This is a genomic window from Bordetella genomosp. 2 (genome assembly GCF_002261345.1).
Lineage (GTDB): Bacteria > Pseudomonadota > Gammaproteobacteria > Burkholderiales > Burkholderiaceae_B > Bordetella_A.
In genome coordinates, this window is sequence record NZ_NEVT01000003.1 from 218,907 (window position 1) to 231,367 (window position 12,461).

Genomic DNA, 12,461 nt, shown 5'->3' on the forward strand with positions numbered 1-12,461 from the left:
CGGGGCGATCTACAGCGTTTCCAGCTTGGCCAGCACCTGTTCCAGGGCCGACCCGGCGGGAATCCGCGCGGCTTCGCTTTCGCGACGGGCCTGCAATTCCACCACACCGTCGTTGAGGCCGCGTTCTCCAACTGTTACTCGCAGGGGTACGCCGATCAGCTCCCATTCAGCGAACATGACCCCTGGCCGGGCGTCACGGTCGTCCAGGATGACGTCCACGCCGCGAGCGCGCAGTTCGTCATACAATTTTACAGATTCGTTACGCACAGTTTCACTTTTCCCCCAGCCCACCGGGCAGATCACCACTTCGAACGGCGCAATGGCGCGCGGCCAGATGATGCCGCGGGCATCGTGGTTCTGTTCGATGGCGGCGCCGGCGATGCGGGTGATGCCGATGCCGTAGCAGCCCATCTGCAAGGTGGCCGGCTTGCCGGTTTCGTCCAGGAAAGTGGCCTTCAGGGCGTCCGAATACTTGGTGCCCAGGAAAAACACGTGGCCGACCTCGATGCCGCGCTGGATGGCCAGCCGGCCCGTGCCGTCGGGCGCCGGGTCGCCCTCGACCACATTGCGCAGGTCGGCCACCAGTTCGGGCTCGGGCAGGTCGCGGCCCCAGTTCGCGCCGGTGTAGTGGAAATCTTCCCGGTTGGCGCCGCAGACGAAGTCGGCCATGTTGGCGACCGTGCGGTCGGCCACCACGCGGACCGGCAGCGCCGTGCCGATCGGGCCGAGGTAGCCCGGCTTGCAGCCGAAATGCGTGACGATTTCGTCCTCGGTGGCGAAGCGGAAGCCGGCCAGCCCCGGCAGCTTGCCGGTCTTGATTTCGTTGAGTTCGTGGTCGCCGCGCAGCAGCAGCAGCCAGACCTGCACCTTGCCGGGCTCGGGTTCGGTGGCCAGCACGATCGATTTCAGGGTGCGCTCGAGCGGCAGGCCCAACAGGCGGGCCACGTCTTCGCACTTGGCCGCGCCCGGGGTGGGCACCGCTTCCAGGGGCTGGCTGGCCGGCGCGCGCTCGGCCAGCAGGCCGGGGGCTTCGGCCAGCTCGATATTGGCGGCGTACTGGGAATCGGGGTTGTAGACCAACAGGTCCTCGCCCGTGTCGGCGATCACCTGGAATTCATGGCTGCGCGACCCGCCGATCGAGCCGGTATCGGCCGCCACCGCGCGGAATTCCAGCCCGAGCCGGCCGAAGATGCGCATGTAGGCGTCATACATCTTGTCGTAGCTCTGCTGGGCGCCGGCCTCGTCGCGGTCGAACGAATAGGCGTCCTTCATGGTGAACTCGCGGCCCCGCATCAGCCCGAAGCGCGGGCGCCGCTCGTCGCGGAACTTGGTCTGTATATGATAGAAATTCAGCGGCAACTGCCGGTAGCTGTGGATCTCGTTGCGGGCGATGTCGGTGATGACTTCTTCCGAGGTCGGCTGCAGCACGAAATCCCGCTGGTGCCGGTCCTTGATGCGCAATAATTCGGGGCCGTATTGCATCCAGCGGCCCGACTCCTGCCACAGCTCGGCCGGCTGGACCACCGGCATCAGCAGCTCGATGGCGCCGGCGGCGTCCATTTCCTCGCGCACGATCGCCTCGATCTTGCGGATCACCTTCAGGCCCAGCGGCATGTAGGTATAGATCCCGCCGGCCAGTTTGCGGATCATGCCGGCCCGCGTCATCAGCCGGTGGCTGGCGACTTCGGCCTCGGCGGGGGCTTCTTTCAGCGTGTTCAGATGGTAGGTGGATGCGCGCATATTTAAAGGTGGCTGCAGATACGTATAATCGACCGTAATTGTATTGAATTCGGTGGGGGTGGCCCATGCTCGATCGTGAAGGCTACCGCCCCAATGTCGGCATCATTCTCGTCAACGGCAAAAACGAGGTCTTTTGGGGCAAGCGAATCCGGGAACACGCATGGCAATTCCCGCAAGGCGGCATCAAGTACGGCGAAAGCCCGGTGCAGGCCATGTATCGCGAACTCCACGAGGAAGTGGGCTTGAAGCCCGAACATGTCCGCATTTTGGGGCGCACGCGCGGCTGGCTGCGTTATAACGTGCCGGATCATTTCGTCCGGCGTGAGTGGCGTGGCCACTATAAAGGACAAAAGCAGATCTGGTTCCTGCTGCGGCTGGTCGGCCGCGACTGCGACGTGTGCCTGCGTGCCACGTCGCATCCCGAGTTCGACGCCTGGCGCTGGAGCCAATACTGGGTGCCGCTGGATGCCGTCATCGAGTTCAAGCGCGAAGTCTACACGCTGGCGCTGAACGAGCTGTCCGGCATCCTGTTCCGCCGCCAGCACGAAACTCGCTATCTGCGCCAGCGGGTGCATGGCCAGTCGCGTGCGGCCGAGAACGCGCCGGACCCTGACAGCCATGCGCATCTTGCTGGTTGAAGACGAGCTCGAAATGGCGTCGTGGCTGGTGCGCGCCCTGGCGCAGAGCGGCTTTACGCCCGAGCACGCGCCCGACGCCCGCAGCGCCGAGGCGCTCATGGCGGAGCACGAGTACGACGCCATCGTCATGGACCTGCGCCTGCCCGACAAGCACGGGCTGGTGGTGCTGCGCGACATGCGCAGCCGCGACGACCGCACGCCGGTGCTGCTGCTGACCGCGCAAGGGGCGCTGCAGGACCGCGTGCGCGGGCTCAACCTGGGCGCCGACGACTTCCTCACCAAGCCGTTCGCCCTGGAAGAGCTCGAGGCCCGGGTGGCGGCCCTGGTGCGGCGCAGCCGCGGCCGGCAGTTTCCCCGCCTGCAATGCGGCTCGCTGTCCTACGACGGCGAAAGCCGCGCTTTCACCCTGGACGGCGCCCTGTTGTTCCTGACCCCGCGCGAACATGCGGCGCTGGTGGCGCTGCTCACGCGCAGCGGCTATCCGGTCGACAAGGCCCAGTTGTTCGACAAGGTCTTCACCCAGGACAGCGAAGCCAGCCTCGACGCCATCGAAGTGGTGCTGCACCGCCTGCGCAAGAAGCTGGCGGGCAGCGACGTGCGCATCGTCACCGTGCGCGGCCTGGGCTATATGCTGGAAAGCGTCGCCAGTGAGCCCGCCGGAACCTGACCGCCCGCGTTTCCCGCTGCTCGGCATCCGGACCCTGCTGATCACGCTATTGTTGCCTGGCGTGATCCTGCTGCTGGTGATCGACAGCTGGAACGACTACCGCACCCTGGCGGCCATTACCAACGAAGCCTACGACAGCGCGCTGCTCGAGCCGGCGCGCGTGCTCGAGAGCAGCATCGAGTTCACCCCGGAAGGCGAACTGGTCGTTTCCACGCCCGTGTACGCGCAGGTCATCCTGGAATCCAAGGCGGGGCTGCGCAAGTATTTCCGCATCGAAGAGGTGGTGCCGCCGCTGCCGGAAGGGGCGGCCGGCGTGCCGGCGGCGGGCCCGACACTGGCCGGCATGCCGGAAATGCCCCGGCCGCCGGTCTGGCCTTCCGCCCGCGGCGAGCCGGTGTTTTTCAATAGCGTCTATCGCCACGACCCCGTGCGTGTCGTGGCGGTGCTGCGCGACCTCTATTACCGCGGCCAGCACCGGCAGGTGCTGGTGCTGGTGGCGGAAAGCATCGGCCGCCGCCTGCAGGCCGAATCCAATGCGCGGCGCCAGGAACTGTTGCGCGATGCCCGCATGCTGGCGCTGGTCGCGGTGCTGGTGTGGTGGGGGGTGGCCTGGTCGCTGCGCCCGCTGGCCCGCTTGCGCAACGACATCCGGGCGCGCCGGCCCGACGACCTGACGCCGCTGGACGCCTCGCGGGTGCCCGCGGAGGTCATCCCGCTGGTCGAGGCAGTCAACTACCACGTCGCGCGCCACCGGCGGGTGCTGGACGAGCAGTCCCAGTTCCTGGCCGACGCGTCGCATCAGTTGCGGACGCCGCTGGCGATCATGCTGACCCAGGCGCAGTACGCCCTGCGCGAGCCCGATCCCAAACGCGCCCAGGAGGGGTTGCGCGCCATAGTCGACCAGCTCGGGCGCACCCGCCGGTTGACCGAACAATTGCTGTCGCTGGCGCATGCCAGCCAGGCCGAACCCACCGCGCGCCAGCTGCTGGACCTCAACGAGGTCGCGCGCAGCGTCGTGCTGCAGTACCTGCCCTTGTCGCACGAGAAACGGCAAGACCTGGGCTGGGCGGCGGCGCCCGCCGAAGACGGCGCGCGCGGCGCGGCAGTCCCGGTCCTGGGCAGCGAGGTCGAGCTGCACGAGGCCCTCTCCAACCTGGTGCACAACGCCATCCACTATGCGCCCGCCGGCTCGCGCATAACTGTGTCGGTCGCGCGCGCGGACGGGCGCGCCGAGGTCTGTGTCTCGGACAACGGCCCCGGCATCGACGCGCAGGCCCGCGCCCGCGCCTTCGCCCGCTTCGACCGCCTGGGGCCGGGCCGCCCGCCGGCGTCTTCCGGCTCCGGGCTGGGCCTGTCGATCGCGCGCGCCTATGCGCGCCGCAACGAGGGCGACATCGAGTTGCGCGATGGCGAGCCCAACGAGCAGGGCGGAGCAGGCTTGGCGGCGGTGCTGTGGCTGCCGCTGGTCGAGCCCGGCACGGCCGCCGGCCAGGCTTGAGCGTCCCGGTTCAGGCCGAGCCGCCTGTCCCGCGCTCCATCCGCGCATAGACATCCGGCAGCCGGTCGGAAATGAAATCCAGCAGCGCGCGCACCGCGGGCGCCATGCCGCGCCGCGACGGATAAATACAGTGGACGATGCCGGTCGGCGAGCGCCAGTCGGGCAGCACCGGCACGAGCTGGCCCTGGCGCAGTTCCTCATAGGTCGCCACCGTGGGCAGCAGCGCAATGCCGCGGCCGCGCACCGCCGCTTCGGTCAGCACGATGAAATCGTTGCAGCACAGCTGCGGCCGCAGCGGCACCGACACTTCTTCGTCGCGGCTGTTGCGCAAGGGCCAGTGCACTTCCGGTTGCGGGTCGTTGAAGCTCAGGGTGGTATGCGCGGTCAATTCGTGCGGAGTCTCGGGCATGCCATGGCGTTGCACGTAGGCGGGGCTGGCCACCATCGTGCTGCTGGCGACGCCGAGATGCTTGACCACCAATTCGGCGTCGGTATCGAGGCGGGTGCGCACGCGTAGCGCCAGGTCCACGCCTTCGCGTATGACATCGACCCGCCGGTTGGTGGCCAGCAGTTGCACCGACACGGCGGGCCAGGTATCCAGGAACTCGGGCAGCAGCGGCGCCAGCATCTGCTGGGCAATCGAAATCGGGCAGCTCACCACCACCGGCCCGCAGGGCTCGGCCTGGAATTGCCGCATCGCTTCGGTGGCCGCCCGCGCCGAGGCCGTCATTTCGCGACAATAGTGCAGGTAGCGCTCGCCCGCCAGCGTCAGCCGCAGGCGCCGCGTGGTGCGTTGCAGCAGGCGCACGCCCAGCGTTTCCTCCAGCTGCGAGATGCGGCGCGACAGGCGGGACTTGGGGATATTCAGTGCCCGGGAAGCGGCGCTGAAGCCGCCATGCTCCACCACTTGCGAGAAATAGAACAGATCGTTCAGGTCGTGCATGAGGCACCATTGTTCTGAAAATGGAACAAGCAGTTCATCTTACCCGGGTTTATGCATTCAATGGAGATCTTTACAGTGTCTTCATGTCCACAGCGCCGCCACGCGGCTCCAGGAGAACCCCATGAAGACTCTGGTCATCCTCTCGTCCATTCTCGGCGAACGTTCCAATTCCCGGCAGCTGGCCGACCACCTGGTGCAGCGCCTGCGCCAGGTCGAGCCCGGCGGTTCGATCCGCATTCGCGACCTCGGGGCCGATCCCGTCCCTTATTTTGATGGCGCCACGGCTGGCGCGCTCTTCACGCCGGCTGAGCAACGCACCGCGCAGCAGCGCGCCATCGTCGCCCGCAGCGATGAGCTGGTGGCCGAGCTATTCGACGCCGACCGCATCGTGTTCGCGGTGCCGGTCTACAACTTCAGCCTGCCCGCCCAGTTCAAGAGTTATCTGGACTACGTCGCCCGTGCCGGCGTGACATTCCGCTATACCGCTGAGGGGGCGTCGGAAGGGCTGATCAAGAACAAGCAGGTGATAGTGCTCAGTACCCGGGGCGGCAAGGCCGTGGGCACGCCCGACGACACGCTCACGCCGTACCTGGCGCAGATGCTGGCGTTCATCGGGTTGGCGGATCCGGTGTTCGTGCAGGCCGAAGGCATGGCCCTGGGCCAGCCGGTCGCCGAGGCGGGTTTGGCGGCGGCCCGGCAGCGCATCGATGTGCTGCTGCCCGCTGCCGCCGAAGTCCGCCAGGCCGCCTGACGGCGGCCGGCGCGCGCGCCCGTTGCGGGCGGCGCGCCATGCCGGCTCAGTCCCGCAGGCGCTTGATCAGGCTGGAGGTGTCCCAGCGGCCGCCGCCCAGTTTCTGCACGTCGCCATAGAATTGGTCGACCAGCGCGGTAAGCGGCAGGCGGGCGCCATTGTGGCGGGCCTCGGCCAGCACCAGCCCGAGATCCTTGCGCATCCAGTCGACAGCGAAGCCGAAGTCGAACTTGTCGTCGACCATGGTGCTGCCGCGGTTTTCCATCTGCCAGCTCTGCGCGGCCCCTTTGCTGATGACGTCCAGCACCAGCTTCATGTCCAGGTCGGCCGCCTGGCCGAACGCGATGGCCTCGGACAGGCCCTGCACGATACCGGCGATGCAGATCTGGTTCACCATCTTGGCGAGCTGGCCGGCGCCCGGGCCGCCCACGCGCGTCACGGCGCGGCCGTAGGCCTGGGCCACCGGCTTGATGGCGTCGAATACCTGGGCTTCGCCGCCGCACATCACCGTCAGCACGCCATTGACGGCGCCCGCCTGGCCGCCCGAAACCGGTGCGTCGATGAACTGCAGGCCTTGTTCGCGGGCCTTGGCGTAGAGCTCGCGCGCCACGTCGGCCGACGCGGTGGTGTGGTCGACGAAGATGGCGCCGGACGCCATGCCCGCGAACGCGCCGTCTTCACCCAGCACCACACTGCGCAGGTCGTCGTCGTTGCCGACGCAGGCGAACACGATCTGGGCCCCGGCCACGGCTTCCCGTGGCGTGGCGGCGCTCTTGCCGCCGAATTCCTGGGTCCAGGCCTGGGCCTTGGCGGGGGTGCGGTTGTAGACCGTGACCTCGTGGCCGGCGCGCGCCAGGTGGCCCGCCATGGGCAGGCCCATGACTCCCAGGCCGAGGAACGCGACTTTCTGGGCCACGACCTTGTCGTAGTCCCTGGAACCGATGGATGCCATTGCTGTGTCTCCCGGGTTTGAGCAGTGTGGAAAGCAGAACATTACCCCAATCCGCCCGCCGCGCGCGACCGCGCGGGGCCGGCCAGGCGCCAGGCTCCCCGGGGGGGATCAGGTGTCAGACCGATGGGGTGTTCTGACACCTCCGACGCGCCTTGACCCAAGACGGGCCGGCCGCCAGGCCCTCCGTGCCGGTCGGTTGCCGCAAAAAAACCAGGCCCCCGAGGGGGCCTGGTTCGTCCATCATGGCGCCGTCGCCGGCGCAACGGGTCAGTCTTCTTCGACGAAGGTCTCTTCGCGCTTCTTGCGGATCGACGGCAGGGCCACCAGCACCACCAGGATCACCGCGGCGGCCAGCAGCGAGGCCGACAGGGGCCGCTCGACGAAGGTGAAGAAATCGCCGCGCGACAGCAGCAGGGCGCGCCGGAAGTTCTCCTCCATCATCGGGCCGAGCACCAGGCCCAGCAGCAGCGGGGCGCCTTCGCACTTCAACTTGGCCCAGACATAGCCCACCACGCCGAAGATGGCGGTGGTGAAGATGTCGAAGGTGTTGTAGTTCAGCGAATAGACCCCGATGGTGCAGAACACCAGGATGGCCGGGAACAGGATGCGGTAGGGCACCTTCAGCAGCTTGATCCACAGGCCGATCAGCGGCAGGTTCAGCACCACCAGCATCAGGTTGCCGATCCACATCGAGGCGATCAGGCCCCAGAACAGCTCCGGATGGCTGGTCATGACCTGCGGGCCGGGCTGGATGTTGTGGATGGTCATCGCGCCGACCATCAACGCCATCACGGCGTTGCCCGGGATGCCCAGGGTCAGCAGCGGGATGAACGAGGTCTGCGCGGCCGCGTTGTTGGCCGATTCCGGTCCGCCCAGGCCGGCCGGGTGGCCCTTGCCGAAGCGTTCGGGGTTCTTGGACAGCTTCTTTTCCAGGGTGTAGGACGCGAACGACGACAGCACCGCCCCGCCGCCCGGCAGGATGCCCAGCATCGAACCCAGCACCGTGCCGCGCACGGCGGCCGGCGCCGCTTCCTTGAACTCCTGCTTGTTGGGGTACAGCGTGCCGATCTTGTCGGTGATGTCGACGCGGTTCTCTTTCTGCTCCAGGTTGGTCATGATCTCGGCGAAGCCGAACACGCCCATGGCCACGATGGCGAAGTCGATACCGTCCTGCAGCTCGGGGATGCCGAAGTCGAAGCGGGCCACGCCGGAGTTCACGTCGGTGCCCACCATGCCCAGCAGCAGGCCCAGCACGATCATGGCGATCGCCTTGGGCAGCGAGCCCGAGGCCAGCACCACGGCGCCCACCAGGCCCAGGGTCATCAGCGAGAAGTACTCGGCGGGGCCGAACTTGAACGCCACTTCGGCCAGCGGGGGCGCGAAGGCGGCCAGCAGCAGCGTCGCCACGCAGCCGGCGAAGAACGAACCGATCGCGGCGATGGCCAGCGCGGCGCCGGCGCGCCCGTTACGCGCCATCTGGTGGCCGTCCAGCACGGTCACCACCGCGGATGTCTCGCCTGGCAGCGCCACCAGGATGGCGGTGGTCGAGCCGCCGTATTGCGCGCCGTAGTAAATACCCGCCAGCATGATCAGCCCGGCCACCGGCGGCAGCACGTAGGTGATCGGCAGCAGCATGGCGATGGTCGGCACCGGGCCGATGCCGGGCAGCACCCCGATCAGCGTGCCCAGGATGCAGCCCAGCAGGGCGTAAGCCAGGTTCTCGGGCGTGAACGCCACCGAGAAGCCCAGCGACAAATGTTCCAGCAATTCCATGACAGTCTCTTCCCTTTAACTCAGTTCATGCCCAGAAACGACGGCCACAGCGGGAAGATCAGACCCAGGCCCTTGATGAACGCCAGGTATGAGAACACCACCAGGAAAATGCCATTGGCCACGGCCACTTTGAGATTGAACTCATGGCTCGCCAGGCTGCTGGCCACCACCAGCACGAAGACCGAGATATACACGCCCAGCAATTTCAGGATCAGGGCGTACAGGACCACCGAGCCGATCACCAGGAAGGTGATCCGCCAATCGAATTTGTCGACATGGGTTTCCGTGGCGTTCTTGGCCAGCGAGCCGAGCAGCACGATGGCGCCCAGCACGGCCAGGACCAAGCCCAGCGCGAAAGGGAAATATCCCGGTCCCATCCGGGCGGCGGTACCCATTTGGTAGCTCGCCGCTTTCCAGGCGAATCCCAGTCCAAGGGCGATGAACATCACCCCCGACCAGAAGTCCTGCCTATTGCGTAGCTGCATGATGGTCTGCTCCTATTTACAGCATGTGAGTTGAAGCCGGTCCTATGCGGAGGCGGCGCACGAAGGCATTCGGTATGCCATTTGTTCTTGGAGAAGGAGGCGCCTTTTGGGCAGCGCGCATGGTAATGGAGGGGTCTGGGGCTGCAAACCCGCGTAAACGGCCGCAAATATGGGGTTTTCCCTAGAACGGGCGTCCAAGTTGTAACCCCGGACCGGAACGGCTCCAGAATGAAAGCAAAGTGAAAGTCAATAGAAAGACGGGCGAAAGCCGCCACCGGCTCGACGGACGTTTTATGCTTCTGGTTCGTACGTCCGGGCCTGTCCCGAAGTCCTACTGAATATTGCCGTATTTCTCACCTTGCGTGCGGCCGCCCGGGCGGCGCGCGGATGGTTTACGATAGCGCCCATGCTGCAAGACCTCGATCAACTCGCCGCCCGTATCGGGCAACTGGTGCAACGCACGCGGCAACTGCATGCCGAGCGTGATGCGTTGCGTGTCCGCCTGAGCCAAAGTGAAGCCAGCCAGCGCTCGCTCGAGCAACGTTGCGCCGAACACCAGGCCGAAATCCAGGCCTTGCAGGCCAAGCTGCAGGAGCACGACGGCACCGTTGCCGGCATGCTGGCGGAAGCCCGTCAGGCTGAAGCCGACCTGCGCGAGCAACTCGCCCGCGAAGCCGCCGAGCGCCAGGCCGTCGAGTCGCGCTCCAGCGCCCGCGAGGCCGAGTTGCAGGGCAGCCTCAGTGCGCGCGATACCGATCTCCAGCGCCTGCGCGTCGCCGCCGCCGCGGCCCGCGAGCGCATCGACACCGTACTGGCCAAGCTGCCGGGCGCGCCGACCGGAGAACAGCCGTAATGGAACGCATCGATGTCACCATCCTGGGCCGCGACTACTCGCTCGCCTGCTCCGCCGATGAAAAGCCCGCGCTGATGGCCGCGGTGCGCCATGTCGACCATCTCATGCTGCGCATCCAGGGTTCCGGCAAGGTTTCCAGCAACGAACGCATCGCCGTCATGGCCGCGCTGCAGATCGCCGGCGAGCTGCTGGCCATGAAAGCGCCCGACGGGCCGCTGGGCGGTTTGGCGGTCGGCGACTTCAAGCGTAGAATCGAGGACATGAACTCCTTGCTCGACGACGCCTTGTCCGGGCAGGAAAAATTGCTGTAGGGCGCAAGCCCCCGGCGTGTCGGTCATCACGCAATGTTTTTTCAGTTTGTCCCTGCCGTGTTCGTGACTCGGCCATACATTCTCTGAACCTATGTCTTACGGCATATGGTTGCGTGAATGGCGAGCTGGAGCGATCGTCTCTCGCAGACGAACCCGACGCTCGACGGAACGCGACCACCTTGAACCTTACGGTTCGAGATGCCGGCCTAGACGGCACAGGCGGGGCATCTACTCCGGCGGGCCTGCACAGCGGCAGGTCCGCGCCGGACATCTTCCTCCTCTCTTCCCTCCACTCTGACAGGTTTGCTATGCACTCCTATCCCGCGTTCTCGTTGACTCGGATCGCCGCCGCGTGCTGCGCCGCCCTGGCCCTGGCGGCCGTCCAGCCCGCCTGGGCGCAGCCGCAGCCGCCGCAGCAGGCCGAAGAACCCGCCAAGCGCGCGCCCGAACTCACGCTCCAGGCTTCCGCCTCGTCCGATGTGCAACAGGACACGGTCCGCATCACCCTGGCCACCGAACTCGAGGCGGCCTCCCAGGCCGCCGCCGGCAAGGCGCTGACCGCCGCGCTGGACGAAGTCGTCAAGCGGGCGCAGGGCACCAAGGGCGTGGAAGTGCGCACCGGCGGCTACAACGTCTGGCCCAATGCCAACGACAAGGGCAAGATCCAGAACTGGCGCGCCCGCGGCGAAATCACGCTCGAATCCAAGGACTTCGCCGCCGCCTCGGCGCTCGCATCCAAGCTGGGCGACAAGGCCGCCATCGCGCAGATCAGTTTCCTGCTGTCACGCGAAGCGCGCGAGGCCGAAGAACGCAAACTGCTCGGCCAGGCCGCCGAAGCCTTCCGTGACCGCGCGCTGGCGGCCGCCACGGCCTTCGGCTTCAGCGGCTACCAGGTGCGGCAGCTCGAACTGAGCGGCGGCGGCTCGCCGGTGCCGGTGCCGCGCCCCATGGGCGCCCAGATGATGGCCAAGAGCAGCATGGCCGAAGCGGCCGATGTGCCGCTCGAGGCGGGCAAGGTCACCGTCAGCATTGCCGTCAACGGGACGGTTGTCTTGCACTGAGCACGAACATCACGATGCCGGCCAGCACCATGGGCAGGGACAGCCACTGTCCCATGCTCATGCCGCCGGCCAGCAGGCCCAGGAAGTCGTCCGGCTCGCGGGTGAATTCCACCAGGAACCGGAACGCCCCGTAGCCGATCAGGAACAGCGCGCTCACCTGGCCGGTGGGGCGCGGCTTGCTGGAAAACCACCACAGCAGCGCGAACAGCGCGATACCCTCCAGCCCCAGCTCATAGAGCTGCGACGGATGGCGCGGCAGCCCGTCGCCCGACTGCGGGAACACCATCGCCCAGGGCACATCCGTGGGCCGGCCCCACAGTTCGCCATTGATGAAATTGCCCAGCCGGCCCGCGCCCAGGCCCAGGGGGATCAACGGCGCGATGAAATCGCTGACCGTGAAGAACGACACGCCTTTCTTGCGCGCGAACAGCAGCATCACCAGGATGACGCCGATCAGCCCGCCGTGGAACGACATGCCGCCTTCCCACAGGTAGAGCGTTTCCAGCGGATGCGCCAGGTAATAGCCGGGCTTGTAGAACAGCACATAGCCCAGCCGGCCGCCCAGCACCACGCCCAGCACGCTGTAGAAGATCAGGTCTTCCAGGTCGCGCGGGGTGAAGGCCGGCGTGTGGCCGCGCGCCAGGCGCACGCGGCCCAGTGCATAGACGAGCGCGAAGCCCACCAGGTACATCAGGCCATACCAGTGAATGGCCAGGGGGCCGATGCGCAGGGCCACGGGATCGAATTCGGGATAGTGCAGCATATTCCGCCACGCAGAAAAAGATTGGT

The 12,461-nt window shown here is 66.8% G+C and carries 13 protein-coding genes and 1 other RNA gene; 8 read left to right on the forward strand and 6 right to left on the reverse strand.

Features of this window, described 5'->3' with window-relative positions; translation table 11 throughout:
- Positions 1 to 9: 9 nt before the first annotated feature.
- Positions 10 to 1,740 (reverse strand): proline--tRNA ligase, encoded by a 1,731-nt coding sequence (locus CAL24_RS03100; protein ID WP_094805698.1) that lies wholly within the window; start codon positions 1,738 to 1,740, stop codon positions 10 to 12.
- Positions 1,741 to 1,805: 65 nt separating this feature from the next.
- Between CAL24_RS03100 and CAL24_RS03105 the strand changes: the two genes are divergently transcribed.
- The 3 genes from CAL24_RS03105 to CAL24_RS03115 are packed head-to-tail and all read left to right on the forward strand — an operon-like array spanning position 1,806 to position 4,543.
- On the forward strand, positions 1,806 to 2,378 hold the full coding sequence (locus tag CAL24_RS03105; RefSeq protein ID WP_094805699.1) for an RNA pyrophosphohydrolase: 573 nt from the start codon (positions 1,806 to 1,808) through the stop codon (positions 2,376 to 2,378).
- Positions 2,359 to 3,045, forward strand: coding sequence for a response regulator (locus CAL24_RS03110; RefSeq protein WP_028354825.1), 687 nt, complete (start codon positions 2,359 to 2,361; stop codon positions 3,043 to 3,045). Before CAL24_RS03105 ends, CAL24_RS03110 begins: the two co-directional genes overlap by 20 nt.
- On the forward strand, positions 3,026 to 4,543 hold the full coding sequence (locus CAL24_RS03115) for a sensor histidine kinase (RefSeq protein ID WP_432759276.1): 1,518 nt from the start codon (positions 3,026 to 3,028) through the stop codon (positions 4,541 to 4,543). Before CAL24_RS03110 ends, CAL24_RS03115 begins: the two co-directional genes overlap by 20 nt.
- Before the next feature lie 10 nt (positions 4,544 to 4,553).
- Here CAL24_RS03115 and CAL24_RS03120 read toward each other — a convergent pair whose 3' ends face one another.
- A complete protein-coding gene (locus CAL24_RS03120) occupies positions 4,554 to 5,486 on the reverse strand; it encodes a LysR family transcriptional regulator (protein WP_028354823.1) in 933 nt (310 codons plus the stop codon).
- 121 nt (positions 5,487 to 5,607) lie between these two features.
- Between CAL24_RS03120 and CAL24_RS03125 the strand changes: the two genes are divergently transcribed.
- Positions 5,608 to 6,237, forward strand: coding sequence for an FMN-dependent NADH-azoreductase (locus CAL24_RS03125; RefSeq protein ID WP_094805700.1), 630 nt, complete (start codon positions 5,608 to 5,610; stop codon positions 6,235 to 6,237).
- A gap of 46 nt (positions 6,238 to 6,283) precedes the next feature.
- On the opposite strand, the gene CAL24_RS03130 is transcribed toward CAL24_RS03125, so the two are convergent.
- The 3 genes from CAL24_RS03130 to CAL24_RS03140 form a co-directional block, all read right to left on the reverse strand.
- Entirely contained in the window at positions 6,284 to 7,189 is a 906-nt protein-coding gene (locus tag CAL24_RS03130) for an NAD(P)-dependent oxidoreductase (protein WP_028354821.1), read from the reverse strand.
- Between the two features lie 267 nt (positions 7,190 to 7,456).
- Positions 7,457 to 8,962 carry a tripartite tricarboxylate transporter permease gene (locus CAL24_RS03135; RefSeq protein ID WP_094805701.1) on the reverse strand — a complete coding sequence of 502 codons (1,506 nt, stop codon included), beginning with the start codon at positions 8,960 to 8,962 and terminating at the stop codon, positions 7,457 to 7,459.
- Positions 8,963 to 8,982: 20 nt separating this feature from the next.
- Positions 8,983 to 9,447, reverse strand: coding sequence for a tripartite tricarboxylate transporter TctB family protein (locus tag CAL24_RS03140; protein WP_028355625.1), 465 nt, complete (start codon positions 9,445 to 9,447; stop codon positions 8,983 to 8,985).
- Between the two features lie 406 nt (positions 9,448 to 9,853).
- Between CAL24_RS03140 and CAL24_RS03145 the strand changes: the two genes are divergently transcribed.
- From CAL24_RS03145 to CAL24_RS03160, 4 genes are all read left to right on the forward strand, one after another.
- Positions 9,854 to 10,300, forward strand: coding sequence for a hypothetical protein (locus CAL24_RS03145; RefSeq protein ID WP_038853907.1), 447 nt, complete (start codon positions 9,854 to 9,856; stop codon positions 10,298 to 10,300).
- Positions 10,300 to 10,611, forward strand: coding sequence for a cell division protein ZapA (locus tag CAL24_RS03150; RefSeq protein WP_028355623.1), 312 nt, complete (start codon positions 10,300 to 10,302; stop codon positions 10,609 to 10,611). The genes CAL24_RS03145 and CAL24_RS03150 overlap by 1 nt, the downstream gene beginning before the upstream one ends.
- A 46-nt stretch (positions 10,612 to 10,657) precedes the next feature.
- Positions 10,658 to 10,841, forward strand: a non-coding RNA gene (gene ssrS / locus CAL24_RS03155) — 6S RNA.
- A 78-nt stretch (positions 10,842 to 10,919) separates the two neighbouring features.
- A complete protein-coding gene (locus tag CAL24_RS03160) occupies positions 10,920 to 11,672 on the forward strand; it encodes an SIMPL domain-containing protein (RefSeq protein ID WP_094805702.1) in 753 nt (250 codons plus the stop codon).
- Here CAL24_RS03160 and lgt read toward each other — a convergent pair.
- Positions 11,647 to 12,435 carry a prolipoprotein diacylglyceryl transferase gene (gene lgt, locus CAL24_RS03165; RefSeq protein WP_028355621.1) on the reverse strand — a complete coding sequence of 263 codons (789 nt, stop codon included), beginning with the start codon at positions 12,433 to 12,435 and terminating at the stop codon, positions 11,647 to 11,649. The genes CAL24_RS03160 and lgt overlap by 26 nt on opposite strands.
- Positions 12,436 to 12,461 lie beyond the last annotated feature (26 nt).

What these genes read in the sequence shown, in the direction of transcription:
- CAL24_RS03145 (WP_038853907.1), top strand. Translation starts at nt 9,854, where the DNA reads ATGCTGCAAGACCTCGATCAACTCGCCGCCCGTATCGGGCAACTGGTG.
- CAL24_RS03100 (WP_094805698.1), bottom strand. Translation starts at nt 1,740, where the DNA reads ATGCGCGCATCCACCTACCATCTGAACACGCTGAAAGAAGCCCCCGCC.
- CAL24_RS03105 (WP_094805699.1), top strand. Translation starts at nt 1,806, where the DNA reads ATGCTCGATCGTGAAGGCTACCGCCCCAATGTCGGCATCATTCTCGTC.
- CAL24_RS03160 (WP_094805702.1), top strand. Translation starts at nt 10,920, where the DNA reads ATGCACTCCTATCCCGCGTTCTCGTTGACTCGGATCGCCGCCGCGTGC.
- CAL24_RS03150 (WP_028355623.1), top strand. Translation starts at nt 10,300, where the DNA reads ATGGAACGCATCGATGTCACCATCCTGGGCCGCGACTACTCGCTCGCC.
- CAL24_RS03120 (WP_028354823.1), bottom strand. Translation starts at nt 5,486, where the DNA reads ATGCACGACCTGAACGATCTGTTCTATTTCTCGCAAGTGGTGGAGCAT.
- CAL24_RS03125 (WP_094805700.1), top strand. Translation starts at nt 5,608, where the DNA reads ATGAAGACTCTGGTCATCCTCTCGTCCATTCTCGGCGAACGTTCCAAT.
- CAL24_RS03135 (WP_094805701.1), bottom strand. Translation starts at nt 8,962, where the DNA reads ATGGAATTGCTGGAACATTTGTCGCTGGGCTTCTCGGTGGCGTTCACG.
- CAL24_RS03140 (WP_028355625.1), bottom strand. Translation starts at nt 9,447, where the DNA reads ATGCAGCTACGCAATAGGCAGGACTTCTGGTCGGGGGTGATGTTCATC.
- lgt (WP_028355621.1), bottom strand. Translation starts at nt 12,435, where the DNA reads ATGCTGCACTATCCCGAATTCGATCCCGTGGCCCTGCGCATCGGCCCC.
- CAL24_RS03130 (WP_028354821.1), bottom strand. Translation starts at nt 7,189, where the DNA reads ATGGCATCCATCGGTTCCAGGGACTACGACAAGGTCGTGGCCCAGAAA.
- CAL24_RS03110 (WP_028354825.1), top strand. Translation starts at nt 2,359, where the DNA reads ATGCGCATCTTGCTGGTTGAAGACGAGCTCGAAATGGCGTCGTGGCTG.